The organism is Vibrio sagamiensis NBRC 104589 (genome assembly GCF_007990935.1).
Classification (GTDB): Bacteria; Pseudomonadota; Gammaproteobacteria; order Enterobacterales; family Vibrionaceae; genus Vibrio; species Vibrio sagamiensis.
The window spans coordinates 134,321-157,449 of the sequence record NZ_BJXJ01000001.1 but is presented as its reverse complement, the minus strand read 5'-3'; the positions used below and the strand labels follow the sequence as shown (position 1 = coordinate 157,449).

At 41.7% G+C, this 23,129-nt stretch carries 16 protein-coding genes; 10 read left to right on the top strand and 6 right to left on the bottom strand.

What is annotated here, in order from left to right; all coding sequences use genetic code 11:
- Nucleotides 1–66 precede the first annotated feature (66 nt).
- Nucleotides 67–1,035, bottom strand: a complete 969-nt coding sequence (locus VSA01S_RS00640) for a TDT family transporter (protein WP_039979504.1) — start codon at nt 1,033–1,035, stop codon at nt 67–69.
- A 109-nt stretch (nt 1,036–1,144) separates the two neighbouring features.
- Between VSA01S_RS00640 and VSA01S_RS00635 the strand changes: the two genes are divergently transcribed.
- From VSA01S_RS00635 to dapD, 3 genes are all read left to right on the top strand, one after another.
- Nucleotides 1,145–2,029, top strand: coding sequence for a LysR family transcriptional regulator (locus tag VSA01S_RS00635; protein WP_039979503.1), 885 nt, complete (start codon nt 1,145–1,147; stop codon nt 2,027–2,029).
- Nucleotides 2,030–2,192: 163 nt separating this feature from the next.
- Nucleotides 2,193–2,498, top strand: a complete 306-nt coding sequence (locus tag VSA01S_RS00630; RefSeq protein WP_021708196.1) for a YebG family protein — start codon at nt 2,193–2,195, stop codon at nt 2,496–2,498.
- 294 nt (nt 2,499–2,792) lie between these two features.
- Entirely contained in the window at nt 2,793–3,824 is a 1,032-nt protein-coding gene (gene dapD / locus VSA01S_RS00625) for a 2,3,4,5-tetrahydropyridine-2,6-dicarboxylate N-succinyltransferase (RefSeq protein WP_039979502.1), read from the top strand.
- Nucleotides 3,825–3,992: 168 nt separating this feature from the next.
- Here the strand turns inward: dapD and glpQ are convergent, their stop codons facing one another.
- Both glpQ and glpT read right to left on the bottom strand, forming a co-directional pair.
- Nucleotides 3,993–5,051 (bottom strand): glycerophosphodiester phosphodiesterase, encoded by a 1,059-nt coding sequence (gene glpQ / locus VSA01S_RS00620; RefSeq protein WP_039979501.1) that lies wholly within the window; start codon nt 5,049–5,051, stop codon nt 3,993–3,995.
- Between the two features lie 52 nt (nt 5,052–5,103).
- Complete coding sequence (gene glpT, locus VSA01S_RS00615; RefSeq protein WP_039979500.1) at nt 5,104–6,471, bottom strand: glycerol-3-phosphate transporter; 1,368 nt, start codon at nt 6,469–6,471, stop codon at nt 5,104–5,106.
- Between the two features lie 724 nt (nt 6,472–7,195).
- Here glpT and VSA01S_RS00610 point away from each other — a divergent pair.
- From VSA01S_RS00610 to glpD, 4 genes are all read left to right on the top strand, one after another.
- Entirely contained in the window at nt 7,196–8,050 is an 855-nt protein-coding gene (locus VSA01S_RS00610) for an MIP/aquaporin family protein (RefSeq protein WP_039979499.1), read from the top strand.
- A 48-nt stretch (nt 8,051–8,098) separates the two neighbouring features.
- Nucleotides 8,099–9,616: a glycerol kinase GlpK gene (glpK, locus tag VSA01S_RS00605; RefSeq protein WP_039979498.1), complete on the top strand. Its 1,518-nt coding sequence runs from the start codon at nt 8,099–8,101 to the stop codon at nt 9,614–9,616.
- A 162-nt stretch (nt 9,617–9,778) separates the two neighbouring features.
- Complete coding sequence (locus tag VSA01S_RS00600) at nt 9,779–10,546, top strand: DeoR/GlpR family transcriptional regulator (RefSeq protein ID WP_039979497.1); 768 nt, start codon at nt 9,779–9,781, stop codon at nt 10,544–10,546.
- Nucleotides 10,547–10,792: 246 nt separating this feature from the next.
- A complete protein-coding gene (glpD, locus tag VSA01S_RS00595; protein WP_039979496.1) occupies nt 10,793–12,352 on the top strand; it encodes a glycerol-3-phosphate dehydrogenase in 1,560 nt (519 codons plus the stop codon).
- 235 nt (nt 12,353–12,587) lie between these two features.
- Here the strand turns inward: glpD and VSA01S_RS00590 are convergent, their stop codons facing one another.
- Complete coding sequence (locus VSA01S_RS00590) at nt 12,588–13,772, bottom strand: NnrS family protein (protein WP_039979495.1); 1,185 nt, start codon at nt 13,770–13,772, stop codon at nt 12,588–12,590.
- A gap of 385 nt (nt 13,773–14,157) precedes the next feature.
- Between VSA01S_RS00590 and mrdA the strand changes: the two genes are divergently transcribed.
- The 3 genes from mrdA (at nt 14,158) to VSA01S_RS00575 (ending at nt 19,317) form a co-directional block, all read left to right on the top strand.
- The gene (gene mrdA, locus VSA01S_RS00585) at nt 14,158–16,071 is read left to right on the top strand and encodes a penicillin-binding protein 2 (protein WP_039979494.1); all 1,914 of its coding nucleotides are present in this window, start codon (nt 14,158–14,160) and stop codon (nt 16,069–16,071) included.
- 155 nt (nt 16,072–16,226) lie between these two features.
- On the top strand, nt 16,227–17,366 hold the full coding sequence (gene chrA / locus VSA01S_RS00580) for a chromate efflux transporter (RefSeq protein WP_039979493.1): 1,140 nt from the start codon (nt 16,227–16,229) through the stop codon (nt 17,364–17,366).
- 235 nt (nt 17,367–17,601) lie between these two features.
- The gene (locus VSA01S_RS00575; protein WP_102857601.1) at nt 17,602–19,317 is read left to right on the top strand and encodes an AMP-binding protein; all 1,716 of its coding nucleotides are present in this window, start codon (nt 17,602–17,604) and stop codon (nt 19,315–19,317) included.
- Between the two features lie 97 nt (nt 19,318–19,414).
- Here the strand turns inward: VSA01S_RS00575 and fusA are convergent, their stop codons facing one another.
- Both fusA and radA read right to left on the bottom strand, forming a co-directional pair.
- Nucleotides 19,415–21,502, bottom strand: a complete 2,088-nt coding sequence (gene fusA, locus VSA01S_RS00570; protein ID WP_039979490.1) for an elongation factor G — start codon at nt 21,500–21,502, stop codon at nt 19,415–19,417.
- 240 nt (nt 21,503–21,742) lie between these two features.
- On the bottom strand, nt 21,743–23,122 hold the full coding sequence (gene radA, locus VSA01S_RS00565) for a DNA repair protein RadA (RefSeq protein ID WP_039979488.1): 1,380 nt from the start codon (nt 23,120–23,122) through the stop codon (nt 21,743–21,745).
- Nucleotides 23,123–23,129 lie beyond the last annotated feature (7 nt).

Here is a 23,129-nt window from a genome sequence, read left to right as displayed (position 1 = left end):
TTAGCTTCGTTTAATGATACTTTGATGCCACCTCAATGTTAGGTGGCATTTTTATTTTCGCTTTGACTAACTATGTTGTGCCCGGTAAGGGTGAATCAGTAAGTAACGGATATATTGTATGCTTACGTATACGACAACCATACTTGCTACCATTAATTCTAAAATAGCCAGCCAGTGAACTTGTTGCACGTAATGTTCAGCTAAGCCTCTCGTTTCCATCCAATGCGCCATTTTAAATAGAGCGGTTGCACCTATGACCATTGGGAAGGTAAACGCCGCATAACCGGGACTGAAGGGTAATCTGAGCAGCTTAAAAAACGCCAAATAAATGATCGCTGTCATCAAGACGGCAATCCCAAACAGCAATGCCACAATCACAGGTGATGGCGTAGTGGTTACCGTCAAGTAGCCCGCGAGAGAGAGGCTGGCTGGAGCTGCTAGAATAGCCATAGTAGGCTTAGCTGCATCCGGAATTTCATGAGTAAACATAAATCGGTAGATCATCATAGGCAGCATGATTGCGTATGAAACCATGCCAAACACTAACGTCCCATAAGCAATTGGAGCGAGAATAGGATTACCTGAAAAGGAAACGTCTGCAACAATAATACCGACAGGAGGAACAAACCAACTGGGTACCATATGATGCAGTTCAAAATCGCGGGCGCGGTGCCATAAAAAGCAAAGCAGAAAGACAATGTGCAATACGACCGCACTCAGCCAAACAATATCACCAGCTAGCGGTAAAAAGTGACCTAACGAATTGGAGATAACCATACTTGCCATTGCAAAAGTAGGAACCACACTACCAACAACAGGGTGTGCTAAGTCTTGTTTCAATAAATGTCGATGCAAAAGAAATTTAATCGCTAAAACTGACAGCAGAACAAAAGCGATACCGGCACATATCCACTGGCCAAACCCTTGCAGGTCAGTCACGTTTTCCCAGCTCCAACCTAAACTGGCAATCCCAAGTGCAAGTCCCGCCATCGGTGTAGGGGCACCCATGATTTTTGCTTTTGTTGTTCGAATCATCACTACCTCAAAGCTTAATATTCTGTAGAAAAAACTATTTTACCCTTGCACTTTGTTTCGATATATCCAATTATTTAAGACAAGCGTTCAATTATTCTTAACAAAACCAATGCCACCTCGTATCTCACTCAAACAACTGCATGTGTTTATTTCAATTGTACAAAACAAAACACTCACTGAAGCAGCGCAATCTTTGTTCTTATCTAAAGCGGCTGTCAGCATGGCTCTGTCTGAACTTGAAAAGCACATCGGCCATCCTTTATTTGATCGAGTCAATAATCGTCTTATTCTCAATCAGGAAGGTCAAAAAATGCTGCCTGTTGCTGATGAAATTATTCGTCGAAGCCAAGAGCTCGAAGGCTTATTTGACAGTGACAAAAGCTTAGCAGGTTTTCTCCGTATTGGTGCCAGTGATACTCTGGGTAATCACGTCTTACCTTACCTCTTAAGTGATTTTCGACATCAAACTCAGCACCGTTCACAAAGTCTCTTGATTTCAAACTCGGCCCAGATTTGCAATAAGTTGCTCGCTTACGAGCTCGATATTGGCTTTATTGAAGGAAAATCGACGCACCCAGACCTCATATCAACACCATTTAGCGAAGATGAAATGTGTGTGATATGTGCGCCTAATCAAGCACAATCTGTACAAGCGTCATCCTCTGTTGCTGCGCTAGAAAACAAGCCATGGGTTTTACGCGAAGAAGGCTCTGGTTCTAGGGCATTTTTCCTCAAAACCATAGCTCCCAGATTAGAAAATTGGCAAGAGGCTTTCCAGCTAAATACCACGGAAGCACTGATTAACTCAGTCTCAGCAGGGCTTGGATTTGGATGCTTGTCTCGTCTTGCCGCTCAATCAGCGATGCAGGATGGACGCGTCAGCGTGGTGAACATCCCTCTGGATATGAAACGCCGTTTTTGGCTACTCGTTCACAAAGAAAAATATCAAAGTTTATTGCTAAGAACATTTATTCAGTTTTGTGTACCCAAGTAACCTCAACATGCCGTGTTCAGCCAAAGTCTCAATAGTACAGAGCTCATCTCTGTTTCGGTGGTATTTCCCGCAATTGCTATCTTAATGCGAAGCACAACTGGACTTCTCAAGCTAAAAACTGTATAAGCACCCAGTATAATTTAATCAAATCAGAGGACCAACCATGGCTGTAATAGTTAAGTACGTGGTAGAGCGCAATGGAGAAGAAAAAATGACTTTTACCTCTAAAGCGGAAGCCGATGCCTACGATAAAATGTTAGACATGGCAGACGAGTTATTCTCACTGCTTGGTAAAAGTGAACTGCTAGAAGATGAAGGCAAGCAAGAAGACTTGGCGATGTTCCTAGCACAAAACAAAGAAGAAGTGCTTTATGCGCTAGGAGCTAAGCGCAAACCCGCTGAGAAAAAAGCCAAACCTCAAGCGGTTCCAGAAGAGAGCCAAAAAAGTGATGAAGAAGACGCTGCGTAAGCTGACTCCTCTTTGATGACGTTGAGATCAAAATATTCTCGATGATTAAAACGCTGCAATTTGCGGCGTTTTTGTTTATTTGCCCAACCTCTACTGAACATTTCTCATCAGACAAATATATCGTTTAAAAGACAATGGGTATTCATCGAAAGACTTTCTCTCTCTCTGCTCTTTAAACTAACCCGTTCTCTCTTTATGATGATTTGCATGTGACCTCAACCGACGAGGCACAACCCTACTCGCTTTTTCTTGCTATTGAACCGGCAAGATAGACCTAACACACGGAGATCAATTATGGCTTTCTTTTCTTTGGCCTTTGGTACGGTAACAAAAAATCGCGATGAAAAAATCATCGAAGCATTTTTTCCAAATCCAATCCTAAACCCAAGTGCTGAACTTGTTAATGCATTGGCATCACTAGTCGGCTACGAGCAAGGTAACCAAGCTATTGAGATCTCGGCGACACAATGCACAGAACTGGCCGCAGCTTTCGAAGCCCATGGTGATAATGCAAACGCTGATTTTGCAGCAAAAGCTGCTCAATCCTCTCAACCTCTTGTGCTTGTTATGCTTGCCAACGACGAACAACCACAAAGCGTTGCAGAAGGCTTCCTGAAACTTCAATTAATCTCTCACCGTCTAGTACAACCTCACGGTACTGTCTTGGATGGCATTTTTGGCCTACTACACAATATTGCTTGGACTAACGAAGGTCCAATCGATCTCCCTGAGCTGGCTGAACGTCAAATAGAAGCTCGTTTAGCAGGTCGCATTCTTAGTGTCGATTGTGTGGACAAATTCCCTAAAATGGTTGACTACGTGGTTCCATCAGGTGTTCGTATAGCAGATACATCGCGTGTACGTCTTGGCGCACACGTGGGCGAAGGTACGACGGTTATGCACGAAGGTTTCATCAACTTTAATGCAGGTACCACTGGGGTAAGCATGGTTGAAGGTCGCATTTCTGCCGGTGTCTTGGTAGGTAACGGCTCAGATATTGGCGGTGGTGCTTCTATCATGGGTACGCTTTCTGGTGGCGGTAAAGTAGTGGTCTCTATCGGTGAAAACTCACTGCTTGGTGCCAATGCTGGCCTAGGTTTTCCAATGGGCGATCGCTGTACGATTGAATCTGGCCTTTACGTAACCGCTGGTTCAAAAGTTCGCATGCTTGATTCTGAAGGCCAAGAAGTTCAAGTGGTTAAAGCTCGTGATTTAGCTGGCGTATCAGATCTCCTGTTCCGTCGTAACTCTGTAACAGGCCAAATTGAATGCTTAGCGAATAAGAGTGCCGTTGAGTTAAACAGTGAACTACACAAAAACAACTAGTTCATTAGGGCTTTTGAACTACACAAATCAAGCTGAAGAATGTGTTTTAGAAAAGTTGTCTTTGATAAATGCTTTTAAATAAATAGTTTTAAATAACCAGATTCTAAAAACCCCTTCGCATTTATGCCAAGGGGTTTTTATTGATCGCAGCTTAAGCTAGAGCGGAAATTACTTATTTAAAAAGTTTACCGCTTTATCAGGGAAGTCCGTAAATACCCCGTCGACTTTTACTTGGTTATAGAAAATGTCTAACATACCGTCAAAGCTCTTAGTATAGCTTGGAATGCGCTCAGGCTCCGCTCGGAAAGTATATGGATGCACTTGCAGTCCTGCTTCTTTAGCCGCTCTCATTAATGGTTTAATAATAATGTTGTCTTGCGTTGACTTATCGTCGACTAACATTGGCTTCCATGGGCCAATACCTTCCGCATAAGCCGCCACTTTTTTCATACCATCAGCTTCAAACATCCAGTCATAGCTATAAGGAATGGCTTCTCCATCCTTGTATACCATGGTTTCATTCCAATCCGTGTAAGCCATCAATTGAACCAGTTTCAGATCCATTTTCATGGCTGGCATAAGCTCATTATTAATGCGTTGTAGCTCATTTGCATCAAAACATTGCAGATACACTTTATCGTCTTGTGAATCATAGCCATATTGCTTTAAAACGTTTAAAACGGCTTTTGAAATATCTTTACCTTCATTACGATGGAACCAAGGTGCTTTAATTTCTGGATAGATACCAATGTCGTAACCCAGTGTTTTGTTTAGACCTTGAATAAGCTCCAGCTCTTCAGCAAAAGTGGGGACTTTAAAATCAGATTTCCACATTGGGAAACGTGTTGGATACCCGGCAACTTTGTTGCCTTTATCATCAATATTAAATCCTTCCGTTACTCGTAAGGTTTTAATTTCTGCTAGAGTAAAGTCAATCGCGTAATAACGGCCATCAGCACGAGAGCGTTCTGGAAAGCGCTCTGCAACATCAGTAACACGATCCAAATAATGGTCATGTAGTACCACCAACTGGTCGTCTTTTGTCATTACTACATCTTGTTCAATATAATCAGGCTTCATTGCATAAGCGAGAGCTTTAGCTTCTAAAGTATGTTCAGGCAAATATCCTGACGCTCCGCGATGAGCAATAACCAATGGCTTAGCAATTACACCCGCTGATAGGCTCAACGCTAAAAAAGTAATCCCTAATGACTTAGTTGTTTTCATTGTTATTTTCCTTGATATGAAAAAGGCAGTATTTCACTGCCTCTTTAACTTTTTATGACGCTAATGCGGTTTTTTCTTGTTGTTTTTTATTGTGGAAATCTCGTTCACCAATATACGCATATGCCAGACATAACAGTGCAGCAACACATGAACCAACCAGAATGATAAATCCACCATCCCAACCAAAGTGATCCACCGTGTAACCAAGAATCGCATTCGCTGCAACGGCACCACCAAGATAACCAAAGAGTCCGGTCAGACCTGCCGCTGTACCAGCTGCCTTTTTAGGAGCTAATTCAAGAGCATATAAGCCAATTAGCATCACAGGACCATAAATGAGGAAGCCGATCGCCACGAGAGCCATCATGTCAACTTCTGGGTTACCTGCTGGATTAAACCAGTAAACAAGCACAGCGATCATGACCAGCACCATAAATAGAATTCCTGCAGGCGCACGACGTCCTTTAAATAGCTTGTCAGAGATCCAACCACATAATAGTGTGCCTGGAATACCAGCCCACTCATATAAGAAATAGGCCCATGACGATTTATCCACGCTGAAACCTTTCGCTTCGCTCAAATAGACGGGTGCCCAGTCAAGCACACCGTAACGAATGAGATAAACAAAAGCATTAGCAATTGCAATCGCCCAAAGTAGCTTATTGGAAAAGACATACTTGAAGAAGATTTCCTTCGCAGTCATTTCATTTTCATAAGCTTTATCGTAGCTGTCTGGGTAATCATTTTTATATTCTTCTATCGATGGTAAACCACAAGATTGAGGAGTATCTCTCAGTGTTATCCAAATGAAGACAGCAACGAGTGTGGCAAAAAAGGCGGGAACATAAAATGCAGTGTGCCAATCGTCGTTAAATGCCCATAAGCCAAATAGGAACATTGGGCCGATCAGACCACCACCGACATTATGTGCGACATTCCAGACTGAAACGATCTTGCCCCGCTCTTTACGCGACCACCAGTGAACCATGGTTCGACCACAAGCTGGCCATCCCATACCTTGAAACCAACCATTTAAGAACAATAGGCAAAACATGGCAGGAATACTGGCTGTCGCCCATGGCATGAAGCCAAAGCAAAACATAACCAGCGCTGACATGATCAATCCAGCACTCAAGAAATAGCGAGGATTAGAACGGTCCGAAACACTTCCCATTAAAAATTTAGATAAACCGTAGGCAATAGAGACAGCTGCTAAAGCAACACCGAGATCACCTCGGCTAAAGCCCTGTTCAATCAGGTAAGGCATGGCCAAACTGAAGTTTTTACGTACTAGGTAATAACCTGCGTATCCGAAAAAAATGCCGGCAAATAACTGCCATCGTAACCTTGTATAAGTGCGATCGATCTTGCTTTCTCGCAAGCGTTCAATATGCGCCTTAGGTTTGAATATTCCAAACATAGGAACCCCATTAATAATTTTCAACAAAGCACCGTTTAAATAAGCATGTTCATAGGCTTTTTATCAAGAGTATTCATTACTATTTAAGTTCAGTCGTGAGTACTGACAAAATATATTAAGTGGATACTTCAAAATTAAGCGCTTTTATTTAATGAACAGAACGTGAACTTATTCAAACTAGCAGTATGAATAACACCCAACTTCGTACGAAAAAAAACGAAAGAGTGCGAAACTAAACGACATTTTATGAAATGGTGAATCAATTTCTGTGATAAATCCTACACAACAGCCAAAATTTACAAATTTATCATCACTTATAAATTCAAACATGACATCAATCACAAAAAAAACAGCTTAAAAGATAACCTCAAAATTTTCAAAACGAAAATTAAATCATTTAAAATAAAATTAGAACGTGAAACCATTAAAAATTTAAATTTTACTTTAACTATTGAACAATATTTAGCGCTCAAAGTTCATTCAAAAAAACACATTGCTCAGTCATTATCACTATTTACTAAATATTCAAAAGCTGCGTTAATTAACAAAAAATCGACCCTTTTTTCGCAAATACATGCTCAAACACTCAGTTTTATTGCTCGTTTATTTTCGGTATCACCAATACATGCAAAATAACTTTGTACTATGCGCAAAGTATCTCAAGTAATTGCCCTTTAGTGAGATGTTTTGGATAGAAGAATTTGTAACAAAAAGGACAATAAATATGACGTTCAACTCCCCCTCATCCCTTCTTGGAAAATGTTTAGCCGAGTTTATTGGCACTGCAATACTGATCTTTTTTGGTGTCGGTTGCGTTGCAGCAATGGTACTAACCGGTGCTGAATTTGGACAGTGGGAAGTCAGCATCGTTTGGGGCCTTGGAGTCACTATTGCTATTTACTGTACTGCAGGTGTATCTGGTGCCCATATTAACCCTGCCGTCACTATCGCTCTAGCTATGTTTCATGGTTTCAATAAAAATAAAGTGCTACCTTATATTGTTGCCCAAGTACTGGGGGCATTTTGCTCAGCCGCGCTGGTTTATAGTTTGTATAGTAATCTATTTACAGACTATGAAATCGCACATAATTTTACTCGTGGTAGCCAAGAAGCATTAAGTACTGCTGGCATTTTTTCTACTTACCCTCATGCCTCATTATCATTGATGAGCGCTTTTGCCGTAGAATTCGTTATTACCGCCGTGCTACTGTTTGTTATTCTCGCTCTTGGTGATGAGAACAACGGTGCTTCACGAGGTGCTTTAAACCCTCTTCTTATTGGTATTCTCATTGCAGTAATTGGCTGCTCTTTAGGTCCATTGACTGGTTTTGCAATGAACCCTGCCCGCGATTTTGGCCCTAAACTTTTTGCTTACTTAGCTGGATGGGAACATGCTCTCACTGGAGCACGAGATATTCCATACTTTATTATTCCAATTCTGGCTCCAATTACGGGTGCTTGTTTTGGTGCTTGGCTTTACCCAAAAGCAATTGCCAATTACTTACCAAAACAAGGCCAAGGCTGCACCATTCCTAATCAATGTGAACAAACAGAGACCGAACAAGTTCGAGCCTCATAAAAGTCACTTGGGTATAAAATATAAATAACAAAACATAAGGATTCTTTTATGACTGAGCAAAAATACATCGTTGCTCTAGACCAAGGAACAACAAGTTCTCGTGCTGTCATTTTGGATCATGACGCTAATATTGTGAGCGTCGCTCAAAGAGAATTTACCCAGATATATCCTCAAGCAGGCTGGGTTGAGCATGATCCAATGGAAATCTGGGCAACACAAAGTTCAACCTTAATTGAAGCACTAGCAAAAAAAGGAATTAGTAGCGATCAATTGGCGGGAATTGGTATTACCAACCAACGTGAAACAACCATCGTTTGGAATAAAGAAACAGGCAAACCTGTATATAACGCTATTGTTTGGCAATGTCGTCGTACTGCTGATATCTGTGAAGAGCTTAAAGCACACGGATTAGAAGAATACGTACGTGATAGTACCGGGCTAGTTCTTGATCCTTATTTTTCTGGTACTAAAGTGAAATGGATTTTAGACAATGTCGAAGGTGCACGTGAACAAGCGCAAGCGGGTAAACTCTTATTTGGCACTATAGATACTTGGTTGGTATGGAAAATGACTCAAGGCCGAGTACACGCAACTGACTATACCAATGCTTCTCGGACGATGCTTTTTAATATCAATGACCTGAGCTGGGATAAAACGTTATTAGATGAACTTGATATACCTGTATCCATGATGCCAGAAGTTAAAGCTTCTTCTGAAATTTACGGCCAAACAAATATCGGTGGAAAAGGGGGCACTCGCATCCCTATTGCTGGCATTGCTGGCGACCAGCAGGCTGCTCTCTTCGGTCAAATGTGCGTACAACCCGGACAGGCAAAAAATACTTACGGAACTGGGTGTTTTCTGCTTATGAACACAGGGCAAGAGAAAGTGACTTCTAAAAATGGGCTACTGACTACTCTTGCTTGTGGCCCGAAAGGTGAGCCTGCCTATGCACTTGAAGGCGCTGTGTTTATGGGCGGAGCTTCAATTCAATGGCTACGTGATGAATTAAAAATTTTAGCTGGAGCAGAAGACTCAGAATACTTTGCAACTAAGGTTGATTCATCCAACGGGGTCTATGTAGTGCCAGCGTTCACTGGACTTGGTGCCCCCTATTGGGATGCATATGCAAGAGGAACCATTGTTGGACTGACCCGAGGCATAAATTCAAATCATATTATACGAGCAACTTTAGAGGGTATTGCTTATCAAACTCGTGATGTTTTAGATGCGATGCAAGCCGACTCTAGCATCAAATTAGAAAACCTTCGAGTGGATGGTGGTGCCGTTGCCAATAACTTCCTGATGCAGTTCCAATCTGATGTTCTTGGCACTGAAGTACATCGCCCCAAGGTCACCGAAGTGACAGCTTTAGGTGCTGCTTACCTTGCAGGTTTAGCTGTAGGCTTCTGGAGTAGCCTTGAAGAGCTTGAAAATAAAGCGGTAGTTGAGCAAACATTTCAACCACACGAAGACGAAACAAAACGTAACCGACGATACAAAGGTTGGAAGCGAGCGGTTAAATGCGCTCAAGTTTGGTCGGAGCTTCACAGCGAAGAGGAATAATTTGAGTAAATGATGAAATAACTCACAAGAGCGCTATTAAAGCGCTCTTTTTACCTAGAGAAATAAATTATCTTCTCACATCGTACTGAATCAAGCACAATAGTCATAGACTAATTTCTATTTTGAGGCGTTAATACAATACCAATGCCCAAGGAGTGTTTAATGAAACAAATACCAAGACACCAACAAATTATTGAATTGGTTATAAAACAAGGTTACGTCAGTACTGATGAACTGGTTGATAAATTTAATGTCAGCCCTCAAACCATCCGACGAGATCTTAATGAGCTTGCCGATGAAAATAAAATTCGTCGCTACCATGGTGGAGCCACTGTTCCTTTAAGCTCAGAAAATACTTCCTACAGCATGCGTAAAGAGTTGAACTTCAATGAAAAAGATGTCATTGCTGAAGCATTAGTAAAACACATTCCTGACGGGGCAACACTCTTTATTGATATCGGAACCACTCCTGAGGCTGTTGCTCGAGCACTAAATAAAAAACATAAGCAGTTACGCGTTGTCACCAATAACATCAATGTTGCCAGTATTTTATTATCCAACCCTGAAATTAAAGTTATCCTTGCTGGCGGTGAAGTTCGTAACCGAGATGGCGGTATTGTAGGGGAAGCCACTTTAGATTTCGTCAAGCAATTCCGACTTGATTTTGGCATTTTAGGTATCAGTGGTATCGACTTCGATGGCTCACTGCTAGATTTTGACTATCACGAAGTTCGAGTGAAACAAGCTATTATCGATAATAGTCGCAGCGTTTTTCTTGCTGTCGACCACTCAAAATTCGGCCGCAATGCGATGGTTAAGCTCGGTAATATTGATCAATTGAATATGGTTTTGACTAACAAACAACCACCAGCAGAAATTTTATCGATTCTAGCAGATGCTTCTATCCCATTAGAAGTCGTCACAGCATAAAACGTACACGTCAATATCTTCCAAAAACAAAGATCGTCGGTAGCCAAAAGACACATAACCAATATATTCTGTATTCGAGCATTAAAAACCTCTCCTCATGAGCGCCTTTTATAAAATAGGCGCTTTTTTTCATTTCAATCACACAAAACGCTCAAAAACGAAAATAAATAATGAACAAAAACGAAACTTAGTCTATGATATAACTTGATTTGACAATGCTCGTTCGCTCACCAAGAGGTTTTATTTATGAGTATACAACACAATAAAATAACAAATGATGTACTCCCAACAATGGATCTAATCATAGTTGGTGGCGGTATTAACGGTGCAGGTATCGCAGCTGATGCTGCTGGTCGTGGATTAAATGTCGGACTGTATGAAGCGCAGGATTTTGCTTCTGCCACTTCTTCTGCAAGCTCAAAACTGATCCATGGCGGGCTTCGTTATCTTGAACATTATGAATTTCGTTTGGTGTCTGAAGCACTCGCAGAGCGAGAAGTCTTGCTGAGAAAAGCACCGCATATCGCTTGGCCAATGCGTTTCCGTCTACCGCATCGTCCATTTTTACGTCCTGCATGGATGATACGTAGCGGCCTATTCCTTTATGATAATTTAGGTAAGCGCACGACACTTCCTGCAAGTAAAACCATTAACCTTGCTCAATCAGGTCTACTAAAGCCTGAAATAAAAGTTGGTTTTGAATACTCGGACTGTTGGGTTGATGATGCTCGTATGGTATTACTCAACGTATTAGCCGCTAAAGAAAATAATGCCGAAATACGTAACTATTGTCGGGTTGAAAGCGCCAAACGCAAAGATGGTGTATGGCATGTCACCATACACGATATTATCACTGATCAACGTTTCGAACGAACAGCAAAAGCTTTGGTTAATGCAGCTGGCCCTTGGGTAAAACAATTTTTTGATGATGGCCTTGAACAACAATCACCACGCAATATCCGCTTGATTAAAGGTTCCCATATTGTCGTCCCTCGTATCCATGATGAACCACAAGCTTATATTCTGCAAAATAAAGACAACCGTATTGTCTTTATGATCCCTTACTTAGATAAATTTTCAATTATCGGCACAACGGATGTCGAATATAAAGGCGATCCACGTAAAGTCTCTATTTCGGAAGAAGAAGTGGATTATCTGATCGACATTGTCAACCAACACTTTGTTCAACAGCTCAAACGTGATGACGTGGTCTGGTCTTACAGTGGAGTGCGACCTTTGTGTGATGACGAGTCAGATTCACCACAAGCAATCACTCGTGACTATACTTTAGAGCTAGATTCAAAGCAGGATCAAGCGCCTTTACTTTCTATTTTTGGTGGAAAACTTACGACTTATCGTAAATTAGGCCAAGCTGCAATGCATAAATTGGCACCTTACTTCCCTGAAATGGGAGAAGACTGGACTGCGAACCAAGCACTACCTGGCGGTAATTTCAGTTGCAGTCGAGAGCAATTGGCCAGTATGATTCACACTCATTACCCATGGATTCCAGAAGCTTTGTTGCTTCGTTATGTCACATTGTTTGGTACCCTTACTTGGAAGATCGTCAAAGATACCACTTGCCTCGATGACATGGGGCACCGCTTCTCCGACCAAGCTCATGGTGTCTATCAGCGTGAAATTGATTATCTCATTAACCACGAAATGGCATGTAATGAGGAAGATATCCTATGGCGTCGCACTAAACTAGGCCTTTACATGACCGAAGAACAACAACAAGAATTAGCAGCTTACTTAAAAGACAAAACACAAACAAATGTTGTAAACCTATCTCAAGCTGGCTAGTTTTCAATTAATTCATAACCCCGTATCGTTATTATTCGATATGGGGTTTTTATTAATGCTCTTTACCATGACTATATTGACGATAGAACAGTCGATTAATGACGCCCCTTAGACCTAAGCCGTTCTTGCCAATACTCATAAATAACTTTCATAGATATACTTACTTAACAGCCACTGTTTAGTAAGGCTGATGTTTTAACCACTTTGAGGAGTAATTCTAATAATTTATTATTATTTATCCTGGATGCCCATCAGGTCTAGGGCTAAGCAGCATCAAACCAAATCGCCATACAAATAGCCCGAAAGCAAATACCCATAAACCACCACTCAATTCGATCCACAGCAACATTTCACTCGGTGCCCATAGCACACCTAAACTGCGGGTTAAGGCAGCGATAAACACCGCGGCGAATGCTAGGCTCATATTCGGTCCTTGATAAATCATTCGACCTGTGTGCCCCATCGTTACACGGGTGATCATCGCTAAAATCAAACCACCTAAAGCTCCAATAGTAAATAAATGAATCAAGTTATGGCTGGCAAAAGCATTATCCCACCCACCTCGTAAAATTAAACTGATCGGTAAACAAGCATACGCAAGGTGTAAAGACCAAACCATTGGCTCCTTAAATGTTAACCAAGGCTTCCAACGTAAAAGACGCACTAACTGAGCCAAGCCTGCAACTAACATTAGTGGCTTGCCCAACAAGCTAAACCACTCTGCGGAAAAACTGAGCACGAATAACAGGGCGAGAGGTAATGTTGCCAACCATTCAAGCCAAACTAAAGGTTGCGCCTTATCAAATTGAAATCGACGGGCTGTAAAAAAGGGAATGACTCTCCCTCCCATGACAGAGAGTAATAAAGCAAACCACCACAGCATGGCCTGCCATACCGCTGAAGGAGTTATTCCATACGAACCGTCTATTGCGACATAGCTAGCCACATTCGCTAACATAGCGAGAAAAAAAAGGGGAATAAAAAACAGATTACGCCAACCTTTGGAACGGAACACTCGCCATCCGACTTCGTAGGCCGCAAACAGTAAGAAGACAATCTCAACAGAGCAAATTAACCATAATGGGGCAGGTAGCCACAATAAAACTCGAGGGAGCAACCATAAAGTAAACAGAGCAAATAGAGTGTAATGCTTAGTGCCATTAATACCGGTCCAGTTTTGCACCGCCGTCAATACAAACCCCACGACAATAGCCATCGAAAAACCAAATAACATTTCATGTACGTGCCACCACAAAGCTGGAACATTAAGCATGTTAGGCTGCCCAGTTTGAAAGATCCATACCCATGCCGTAATCGCCACCATAGCGTAAATAGAACCACATAAGAAGAATGGTCTAAACCCTAATCGCAGCCAAGCTGGTATTTTCTCTTCCTTTTTTTTATCAGTAATATTAAGCATATTAATTTAATACCTTCTGATTATTGCCGTATTTATACCCATGTTGTTTCAATTTTTTAGGCGTTTAACATCAAAACAGTTTTGATAAATGGTGTTTATCACTTAATGATTGACAGATAAATAACATTTTAGCACAAACATTCATTTATTATGAATGTTATTATTCCAATGCTGTTGCATAATAATTGTAATAAAAAATAACACACTCGGGCAGGTAAAATGTTAATTGAATATCTTCTTGTCTAATTAAAATTATCCTTAACAAAACCCAAAAAAAACTGCTAGAATACGCGGCCAAGTTGTAACCACTTGTAACAAGGCAGGCTCCTCTGTCTCATGCTTTTTAAGCTCAAGCTGATCACAAACCGCACTCTAAGAGCCATTCATGTTACGTAAGCGAAACGAATTCCGAGACCATCATAAAGAAGTAAAGTTATTTCAAAACCGAGCCCTTGTAGCCTTTATTGGTATTATCATCTTACTAGGAGGGCTGGTTGCAAACTTATATACTTTACAGGTGAAGCATTTCAAAGATTATCAGACTCGTTCAAATGATAACCGAATAAAAATTTTACCGATTGCCCCTACTCGAGGACTGATTTATGATCGCAATGGTGTTTTACTAGCTGAAAACCAACCTGTCTATAACTTGGAAATGATCCCAGAGCAAGCTGGTAATCCTGTTCAATTAATTGAGAAACTTCAACAATACATTGAATTAACCCCTGAACAAATCGCATCTTTTAACAAACGTTATAAACATACTCGTCGTTTCCGTAGTGTCATCATTCTTAACGAATTAAACGATGAACAGGTCGCCAGATTTTCTGTACATCAGCATGAGTTTAACGGTGTTTTTATTACCGCAGAACTCAAACGTTATTACCCATTTGGTGAAAAACTAACTCATGTTTTAGGCTACGTAGCACATATCAATGATCGTGACATAAAACGCCTCAAAAAAGAGGGGAAAGCGAAAAATTATCAAGCAACACGAAATATTGGTAAGCTCGGAATAGAACGTTACTATGAGGAGCTCTTACATGGTACTAAGGGCTATGAAGAAGTTGAAGTTAACAGTCATGGTCGAATTATCCGTACAATTCGCTACGTACCTCCCGTTGCTGGCAAAGATATTGTTCTCAACCTTGATATTGAATTACAGCAATATGTTTTTGAGCAGTTAGATAACCGTCAAGGAAGCGCGGTCGTTCTCGATCCAGAAGACAACAGTATTATTGCTATGGTTTCCAGCCCAAGCTATGACCCCAACCTGTTTGTTAATGGTATTTCAGGTAAAGCATATCGTGCTTTACTTAATAACCCAGCACACCCGCTAGTTAACAGAGCAACACTTGGGGTTTATCCACCAGCTTCAACAGTCAAACCTTTCATGGCCATCGCGGGACTTCAAGAAAAGGCCATTCAACCCGATACCATAAGGAACGATCACGGCATTTGGCGATTACCGGGCTCAAAATCTAACTCTAAAGCTTGGCGAGATTGGAAGCGTTGGGGCCATGGCCCTGTTGATGTCACAAAAGCAATAGAAGAATCGGTTGATTCCTTTTTTTATCAAATGGCTTTCGACTTAGGAATCGACCGAATTTCAACATGGATGAATAAGTTTGGCTTCGGCCTACCAACAGGCATTGATATTCATGAAGAAAGCAGTGCAAATATGCCCACAAGGGAATGGAAAGTTACTCGCCACCGAACACCTTGGTATCAAGGTGATACTGTACCGATTGGTATTGGCCAAGGATATTGGACCGCCACTCCGATACAAATTGCAAAAGCGACTTCATTTCTTGTCAATCATGGTCATATGAAATCGCCTCACCTGCTAAAATCAATTATTGAGCACGGAGAAGACTTTGCAAATCAAGATCCTGTCAAAACATCTTCTTTGCCTCCCATTACAGGTGTCTCTGACAAATATTGGAATATTTCAATCAATGCTATGCGTATGGTCAATCACGGAAAACATGGTTCTGGTCGTCGAGCATTTAAAGGCACACAGTATTTAAGCGGCGGTAAATCAGGGACAGCACAAGTCTTTGGTTTAAAGAAAGACCAAGTCTATAACTCCAAAAAGCTGGCTAATCACTTACTTGATCATGCACTTTTTACAGCCTTTGCCCCCTATGACAAACCTAAATATGTTGCAACTGTGGTTATTGAACACGGCAATGGCGGATCTAAAGTCGGTGCTCCTTTCATACGTAATGTGTTTGACCATTTGTTAGTTGAGCCAAAATCAAGTGGCCTTCAAGTAGAAAAGAAAAATGCTGGCTAATAATGCACTTCAAATAAAGTCAATGAGCTTGGGTACATGCTATAAATAAAATTATTTATTTGAATCTTGTTCAGCGATTGCTTAGAGTAACTAAGTTCGAATGATATCCACAACGATGGGCTGTACTTAGCAATAGCAAATGAGACAGGGAACGTATGTTTACTATTTTTAAAACCTTCTTTATGCTCGGTTGGATAAGCTTCGGTGGCCCGGCAGCACATATTGGTTATTTTCGCCAAACGTTTGTAGAAAAGCTCAATTGGATTAGTGATAGTGAATATGCCCAACTAGTCGCTCTGAGCCAATTCCTTCCAGGCCCCGGTTCCAGCCAAGTAGGTTTCGCTTTAGGCTATAAGCGAGGTGGCTTACTCGGCGCATGCATGGCTTTCTTGGGCTTTACTCTTCCCTCTATATTAATCATGTTACTGCTCGCAACAGTCAGTAGTCATATAACCGAAACCGATATATTCAAAAGCATAGTTCATGGGCTAAAATTACTAGCCGTTGTCGTTGTCGCCGATGCAACATGGGGTATGTACAAGAATTTCTGCCAAACAAAGCTCACCGCGGGCTTGTGCGTCGCAACGGCCATTGCTCTGCTTCTTGTGCCCAGTATCACCACTCAAATACTGGTTTTACTGATTGCAGGTTTAATCGGTGCTCATTGGCTTAAACAAGACTCAAGCGACCACACTCAACCTTTTAACCCCACGTTTGCTCCATTAATTTTATTCGCAATATTACTGATAGGTTTACCTTTTATTGCTCAAAATCTACCACTGCTTGACCTATTTAGTGATTTCTTTCAAGCTGGTAGCCTCGTTTTTGGCGGTGGGCATGTTGTGCTACCACTGCTGCAAAATATTGTGGGTGATCAGCTCAGTCAAGACACCTTTCTCACCGGTTACGCTGCCGCTCAAGCCGTCCCAGGACCGATGTTTACTTTTGCGACCTACATTGGCTATGAGCTATCAGACATACCTATTCTAGGCGCGATCATCGCTACAGCTGGCGTCTTCTTACCGGGCTTTTTGCTCCTACTCGGGGTATTAAAAAATTGGCAAGCTTTGGCCAGCAAACCAAACGTGGTAGGTGCCATCAATGGCGTCAATGCCGCTGTTGTCGGGCTACTATTAGCTGCTCTGTATCAGCCAGTTTTCACCAGCGCCGTTCTTTCTTCAGCCGATATTGCATTGATCATTGCTGGATTTTATTTGTACAAAACAATGAAATTACCGATTTTGTGGCTCATTTTAGTTTTTATTGGTACGAGCTTAATCAGTATTTTATTGTAATGAATAGTAGAATAAGCTTATAAAATATTCATAAAACATTTCTTTTAAAAAATCAGTAATTCGATAATTTCAAACGCTTCTCTAAGAGTTTGTATATCAACAAAAGTAACATTTAAATCAAAGTTTAATCGCGAACTCTACCTTCACCACATATTTACCCAAAATGGCTACACGTATAATCTACATACATGCTAAAGTTAACAATATTTTAACAAAAGTATAAGTGAGAGAAGATATGGACTCATCGACAATGAATCAGCCTATTGCAGATAATATCGCTGGTTGTACTCTCCCTCCTCCTAATGAGCTTATCCTGAAATGGGCAGAAGAACGTCCAAATGAAATTTACCTAAGACAGATTATCAATCGTAAGTTTGTTGACTTCAGCTACGCAGATGTCGCTGATAAAGCTTTAAAGTTGGTCAGCGCACTGAAGCAATTAGGCATAGAACCTGGGGAAAAAGTTGCCCTTATTTCCAAAAACTGCGCCGAATGGTTTATTTGTGATTTAGCCATGATGTTAGGCGATTATGTTAGCGTCCCCATCTTTCCAACTGCTGGTGCTGATACGATAGAGTACTGTCTCACGCACAGTGGCAGCAAAGCATTAATTGCTGGTAAGCTAGACGACCCCACGGCAACACAACAAGTTATCAATACTCTGTCAGAAGTCATTAGCATTGCTCTCCCGTATGATAGTGCGCCAAATTGCCAATACCAATTCCATGACTTAGTCGAAACGGCACAGCCCTGTAGTGAACGCCCTCAACACCATGACGATAAACTCATGTCGATTGTCTACACTTCAGGCACCTCTGGTGTACCTAAAGGTGCCATGCTGACTTATGGAGCTTTCAACTGGTCGGTAAAACAATTAATTGATCATATCGGTATTCAAGAAGGTGACCGACTATTTTCTTACCTACCTTTAGCACATATCACTGAGCGGGTTTATATCTTAGGTACCTCTATTGCTAGTGGAGTGCTCACCGCTTTTCCGGAGTCTCTTGACAGCTTTATTGAAGATGTAAAAATGCATCGACCAACATTATTTATTTCCGTTCCTCGTTTATGGACTCTTTTCCAACAACGAATTCAAGAAAAGTTACCGCAAAAGAAACTGAATATTTTATTGAAAATTCCTTTACTCAACGCCTTAATTAAGAAGAAGCTGGCCGATGGCTTAGGTCTTGATCAAGCAAGAGTTCTTGGTTGTGGTTCTGCTCCTGTCTCTCCAGCCCTGCTTGAATGGTACCGAAAAATCGGTCTCAATATTACAGAGGCATGGGGAATGACAGAGACGTTTGCATACAGTACTCTCAATTACCCATTTCGAGCAGACAAGATAGGCTCTGTGGGGTACGCAGGGCCTGGTATTGAACTTGAAATTGCTCAAGACGACGAAATCATGGTTCGCAGCAAAGGGTTATTTGCTGGCTACTACAAAAATGATTCTGCAACTCAGGAATCGTTTAACTCCGAAGGGTGGTTGCACACTGGTGATATTGGTCATATCGATACAGAAGGCTACTTGATCATACAAGGACGTAAGAAAGATACATTCAAAACAGCAAAAGGGAAGTTTGTTGCTCCTGTTCCTATCGAAAAGAAATTATTCGAATACAGTCGCGTCGAAATGATGTGCTTGATCGGGCTTGGTTTACCTGGTCCGATTTTATTAGTCGTTCCCCATGATTTCCCTAACTTTGATAAGGAACGTTATGCTCGAACCACACGCCACGTCATAGCGAAAATGAATCAAGAGCTGGAATCTCATGAACAAATTAAAGGGGTCTTAATGATCCAAGAGCCTTGGAGTATCGAGAACAATATTTTAACCCCGACGTTAAAAATCAAACGTCATGTATTAGAGCAAAAATATCATGAGATCGGCCATAATTGGCCTAAGGGTGAGCTGGTTTTATGGGAAGAAGACTTACCGAAGAAATAAAGATAAATATCAATAAATCATAAGTACTTACAAATATTAATACCTATAAAAAAGCCCTGTATCAACAGGGCTTTAAATTATAAATATTAATTAAGAATTACTTCTTACCATCGCGCTCTTTAACTTCTGCAATTACTTGCTCAGCAACGTTTGCTGGACATGGTGCGTAATGTGCGAACTCCATAGAGAACTGACCACGACCTGAAGTAATAGTACGTAGGTGACCGATGTAACCAAACATTTCTGATAGAGGAACGTCTGCTTTGATACGAACGCCTGTAGTACCAGCTTGTTGGTCTTTGATCATACCACGACGACGGTTAAGGTCACCGATTACATCACCAACATTGTCTTCTGGAGTGAACACATCAACGTTCATGATTGGCTCAAGAAGTTGCGCACCAGCTTTAGGCATAGACTGACGGAATGCGCCTTTCGCTGCGATTTCGTAAGCGATTGCTGACGAGTCAACTGCGTGGAAGCCACCGTCAAATAGTTCAACTTCAACGTCTAGAGTTGGGAAGCCAGCTAGAACACCAGTATCCATCATTGACGCAAAGCCTTTCTCAACTGCAGGCCAGAATTCTTTAGGTACGTTACCACCAACAACTGTTGACTTGAACGTGAAGCCAGAGTTTGGCTCGCCTGGTTTGATGCGGTAGTCGATCTTACCGAACTGACCTGAACCACCAGACTGTTTCTTGTGCGTGTAGCTATCTTCAACTGGTTGAGTGATAGTTTCACGGTAAGCTACTTGTGGGGCACCTACTTCTAGCTCAACGCCGTAAGTACGCTTAAGGATATCTACCTTGATGTCTAGGTGAAGTTCACCCATACCTTTCAGGATAGTTTCACCTGAATCTTCATCAGTCTCAACTTGGAATGATGGATCTTCTGCAACCATTTTACCGATCGCGATGCCCATTTTCTCAGTAGAACCTTTGTCTTTTGGAGAAACAGCAATAGAGATTACTGGTTCAGGGAAGATCATAGCTTCAAGAGTACATTCGTGCTTAGGATCACATAGAGTGTGACCTGTTTGAACGTTCTTCATGCCAACAACAGCGATGATGTCACCAGCTTGAGCTTCAGTAAGTTCGTTACGCTCGTCCGCTTGCATTTCACACATACGGCCGATACGTTCTGTTTTACCCGTCGCTGAGTTAAGGATAGTGTCACCCTTCTTCATGCGGCCAGAGTAGATGCGGATAAAGGTTAGAGCACCAAAACGGTCATCCATGATCTTAAATGCTAGAGCACGTAGTGGCTCATCAGCAGATACTGTCGCAACTTCGCCAGTTGGCTCACCAGTTTCTGGATCAGTTAGAGGTTGAGGATCAACTTCGTCTGGAGCAGGTAGGTAGTCAACTACAGCATCAAGTACTAGTTGAACACCTTTGTTTTTGAACGCAGAACCACAGAACGTTGGGAAGAACGCTAGCTCACGAGTACCTTTACGGATACACGCTTTTAATTGCTCAACAGTAGGCTCTTCGCCTTCCATGTAAGCTTCCATTAGATCGTCGTCTTGTTCAACAGCTGTTTCAACAAGCTCTTCACGGTATTGTTCTACGTCATCAACCATATCTGCAGGAACGTCTAGGATTTCGTAGTTTTCTGGTAGGCCAGAATCATCCCATACGTAAGCTTTGCGGCTCAGTACGTCTACTACACCAACGAAGTCATCTTCACGACCGATAGGTAAAGTCATAACTAGTGGGTTTGCACCAAGAACATTTTTCACTTGGTCAACAACGTTGTAGAAGTCAGCACCCATACGGTCAAGTTTGTTAACGAAGATCAGACGAGATACTTCTGAATCGTTCGCGTAACGCCAGTTTGTTTCAGACTGAGGCTCAACACCACCAGAACCACAGAATACACCGATACCACCGTCAAGAACTTTAAGTGAACGATATACTTCAACTGTAAAGTCAACGTGTCCTGGAGTATCGATTACGTTTAGACGGTGACCATTCCACTCACAAGTTACCGCAGCAGACTGGATTGTAATACCACGTTCAGCTTCTTGCTCCATGAAGTCAGTTGTAGACTCACCGTCGTGTACTTCACCCGTTTTGTGGATTTTACCAGTAAGCTTCAGGATACGCTCAGTAGTGGTAGTTTTACCCGCATCAACGTGCGCGAAAATACCAATGTTTCTGTATTTTGATAAATCAGTCATTGTCTTACTCTGTTAATAAGGTATAAAATGCGCGCAGAGTATATCACAATCCATAAAGACTGATACCCTTGCGTGCCATTGGATTAAAAAAAATTTTAACGTCGATTTTCTGCTTTCAAATAATAGTCAAACTCAGCCAATTTTGTAGGCAACAGCACCGATTGAAAATAAATTTAACATTAATTTCGCTTAATAATTAAATTGGGGCTCTTATTGCTAATTACAACTTCATCTTATTCATTACAACTCATCAAATGCATCAAGCGCTTCAGAAAGCTTCTTCACACCATGAATCTGCATACCAGATATCCCTCCTTTGGGCATATTAGCAGCGGGAACAATTGCCTTTTTAAAGCCATGTTTAAACGCCTCATTAAGTCGCTCTTGACCGCTTGGAACAGGTCGAATCTCACCGGCTAGGCCAACTTCACCAAACACAACTACATCTTTTGGTAGTGGACGGTCACGAAAACTCGATAGAAGAGCCATAACTAATGCTAAATCAGCACTCGTTTCAGTAACCTTTACCCCTCCGACCACATTAACAAAAACGTCTTGATCGGCCATTTGCAACCCTCCATGCTTATGCAATACCGCCAAGAGCAAAGACAAGCGGTTTTGCTCAAGACCAACAGCTACTCGACGGGGGTTAGCTAATTGTGAATAATCTACCAAAGCTTGGATCTCAACTAAAAGCGGGCGTGTTCCTTCCCAGACAACCATGACCGATGATCCCGAAGTTTCTTCTTCTCCACGAGACAAGAAAATAGCCGAAGGATTATTCACTTCCTTTAACCCCTGGCCTGTCATAGCAAAGACACCGAGTTCATTAACTGCTCCAAAACGGTTTTTATGGCTTCGTAAGGTTCGAAAACGGCTATCTGTCCCCCCATCTAACAAAATAGAACAGTCAATAATATGCTCTAAGACCTTTGGGCCTGCTAATGTGCCATCTTTAGTTACATGACCCACGATAAATACTGCAACATTATTTTGTTTGGCATAACGGGTTAAAGCTGTCGCGGATTCACGAACTTGCGCCACACTACCTGGAGAAGATTGAACATCAGAAACATGCATTACCTGAATAGAGTCAATCACCATAATTCGCGGCTGCTCTTTCTCAGCTATTTGGCAAATTTTGTCAACATTAGTTTCCGAGAGCATTTTTAGGTGCTCTTTGGGCAACCCAAGACGAGAAGCACGCATTGCGACTTGCTGGAGTGACTCTTCACCTGTCACATACAACGTAGGCATTTGAGCTGATAATAAACACATAGTTTGTAGCAGCAAAGTCGATTTACCTGCACCCGGATTACCACCAATTAAAATAGCAGCACCAGGTACCACACCACCACCCAGAACACGATCAAGCTCTTTGAAACCACTCGTAAAACGTGGAACTTCTTGTAAATCAATCTCAGATAATACTTGGACCTGAGCTTCAGTCGCAGAACCTGCATAGCCGCTCAAACGCTCATTGCGAGCAACCGTTGGTGAAGCTGCAATACGAACTTCAGTGATCGTATTCCATGCTCCACATGCATTACACTGCCCCTGCCAACGCGGAAAATCTGCGCCACAATCATTACACACATACGCCCGTTTTGCTTTCGCCATGATGCCT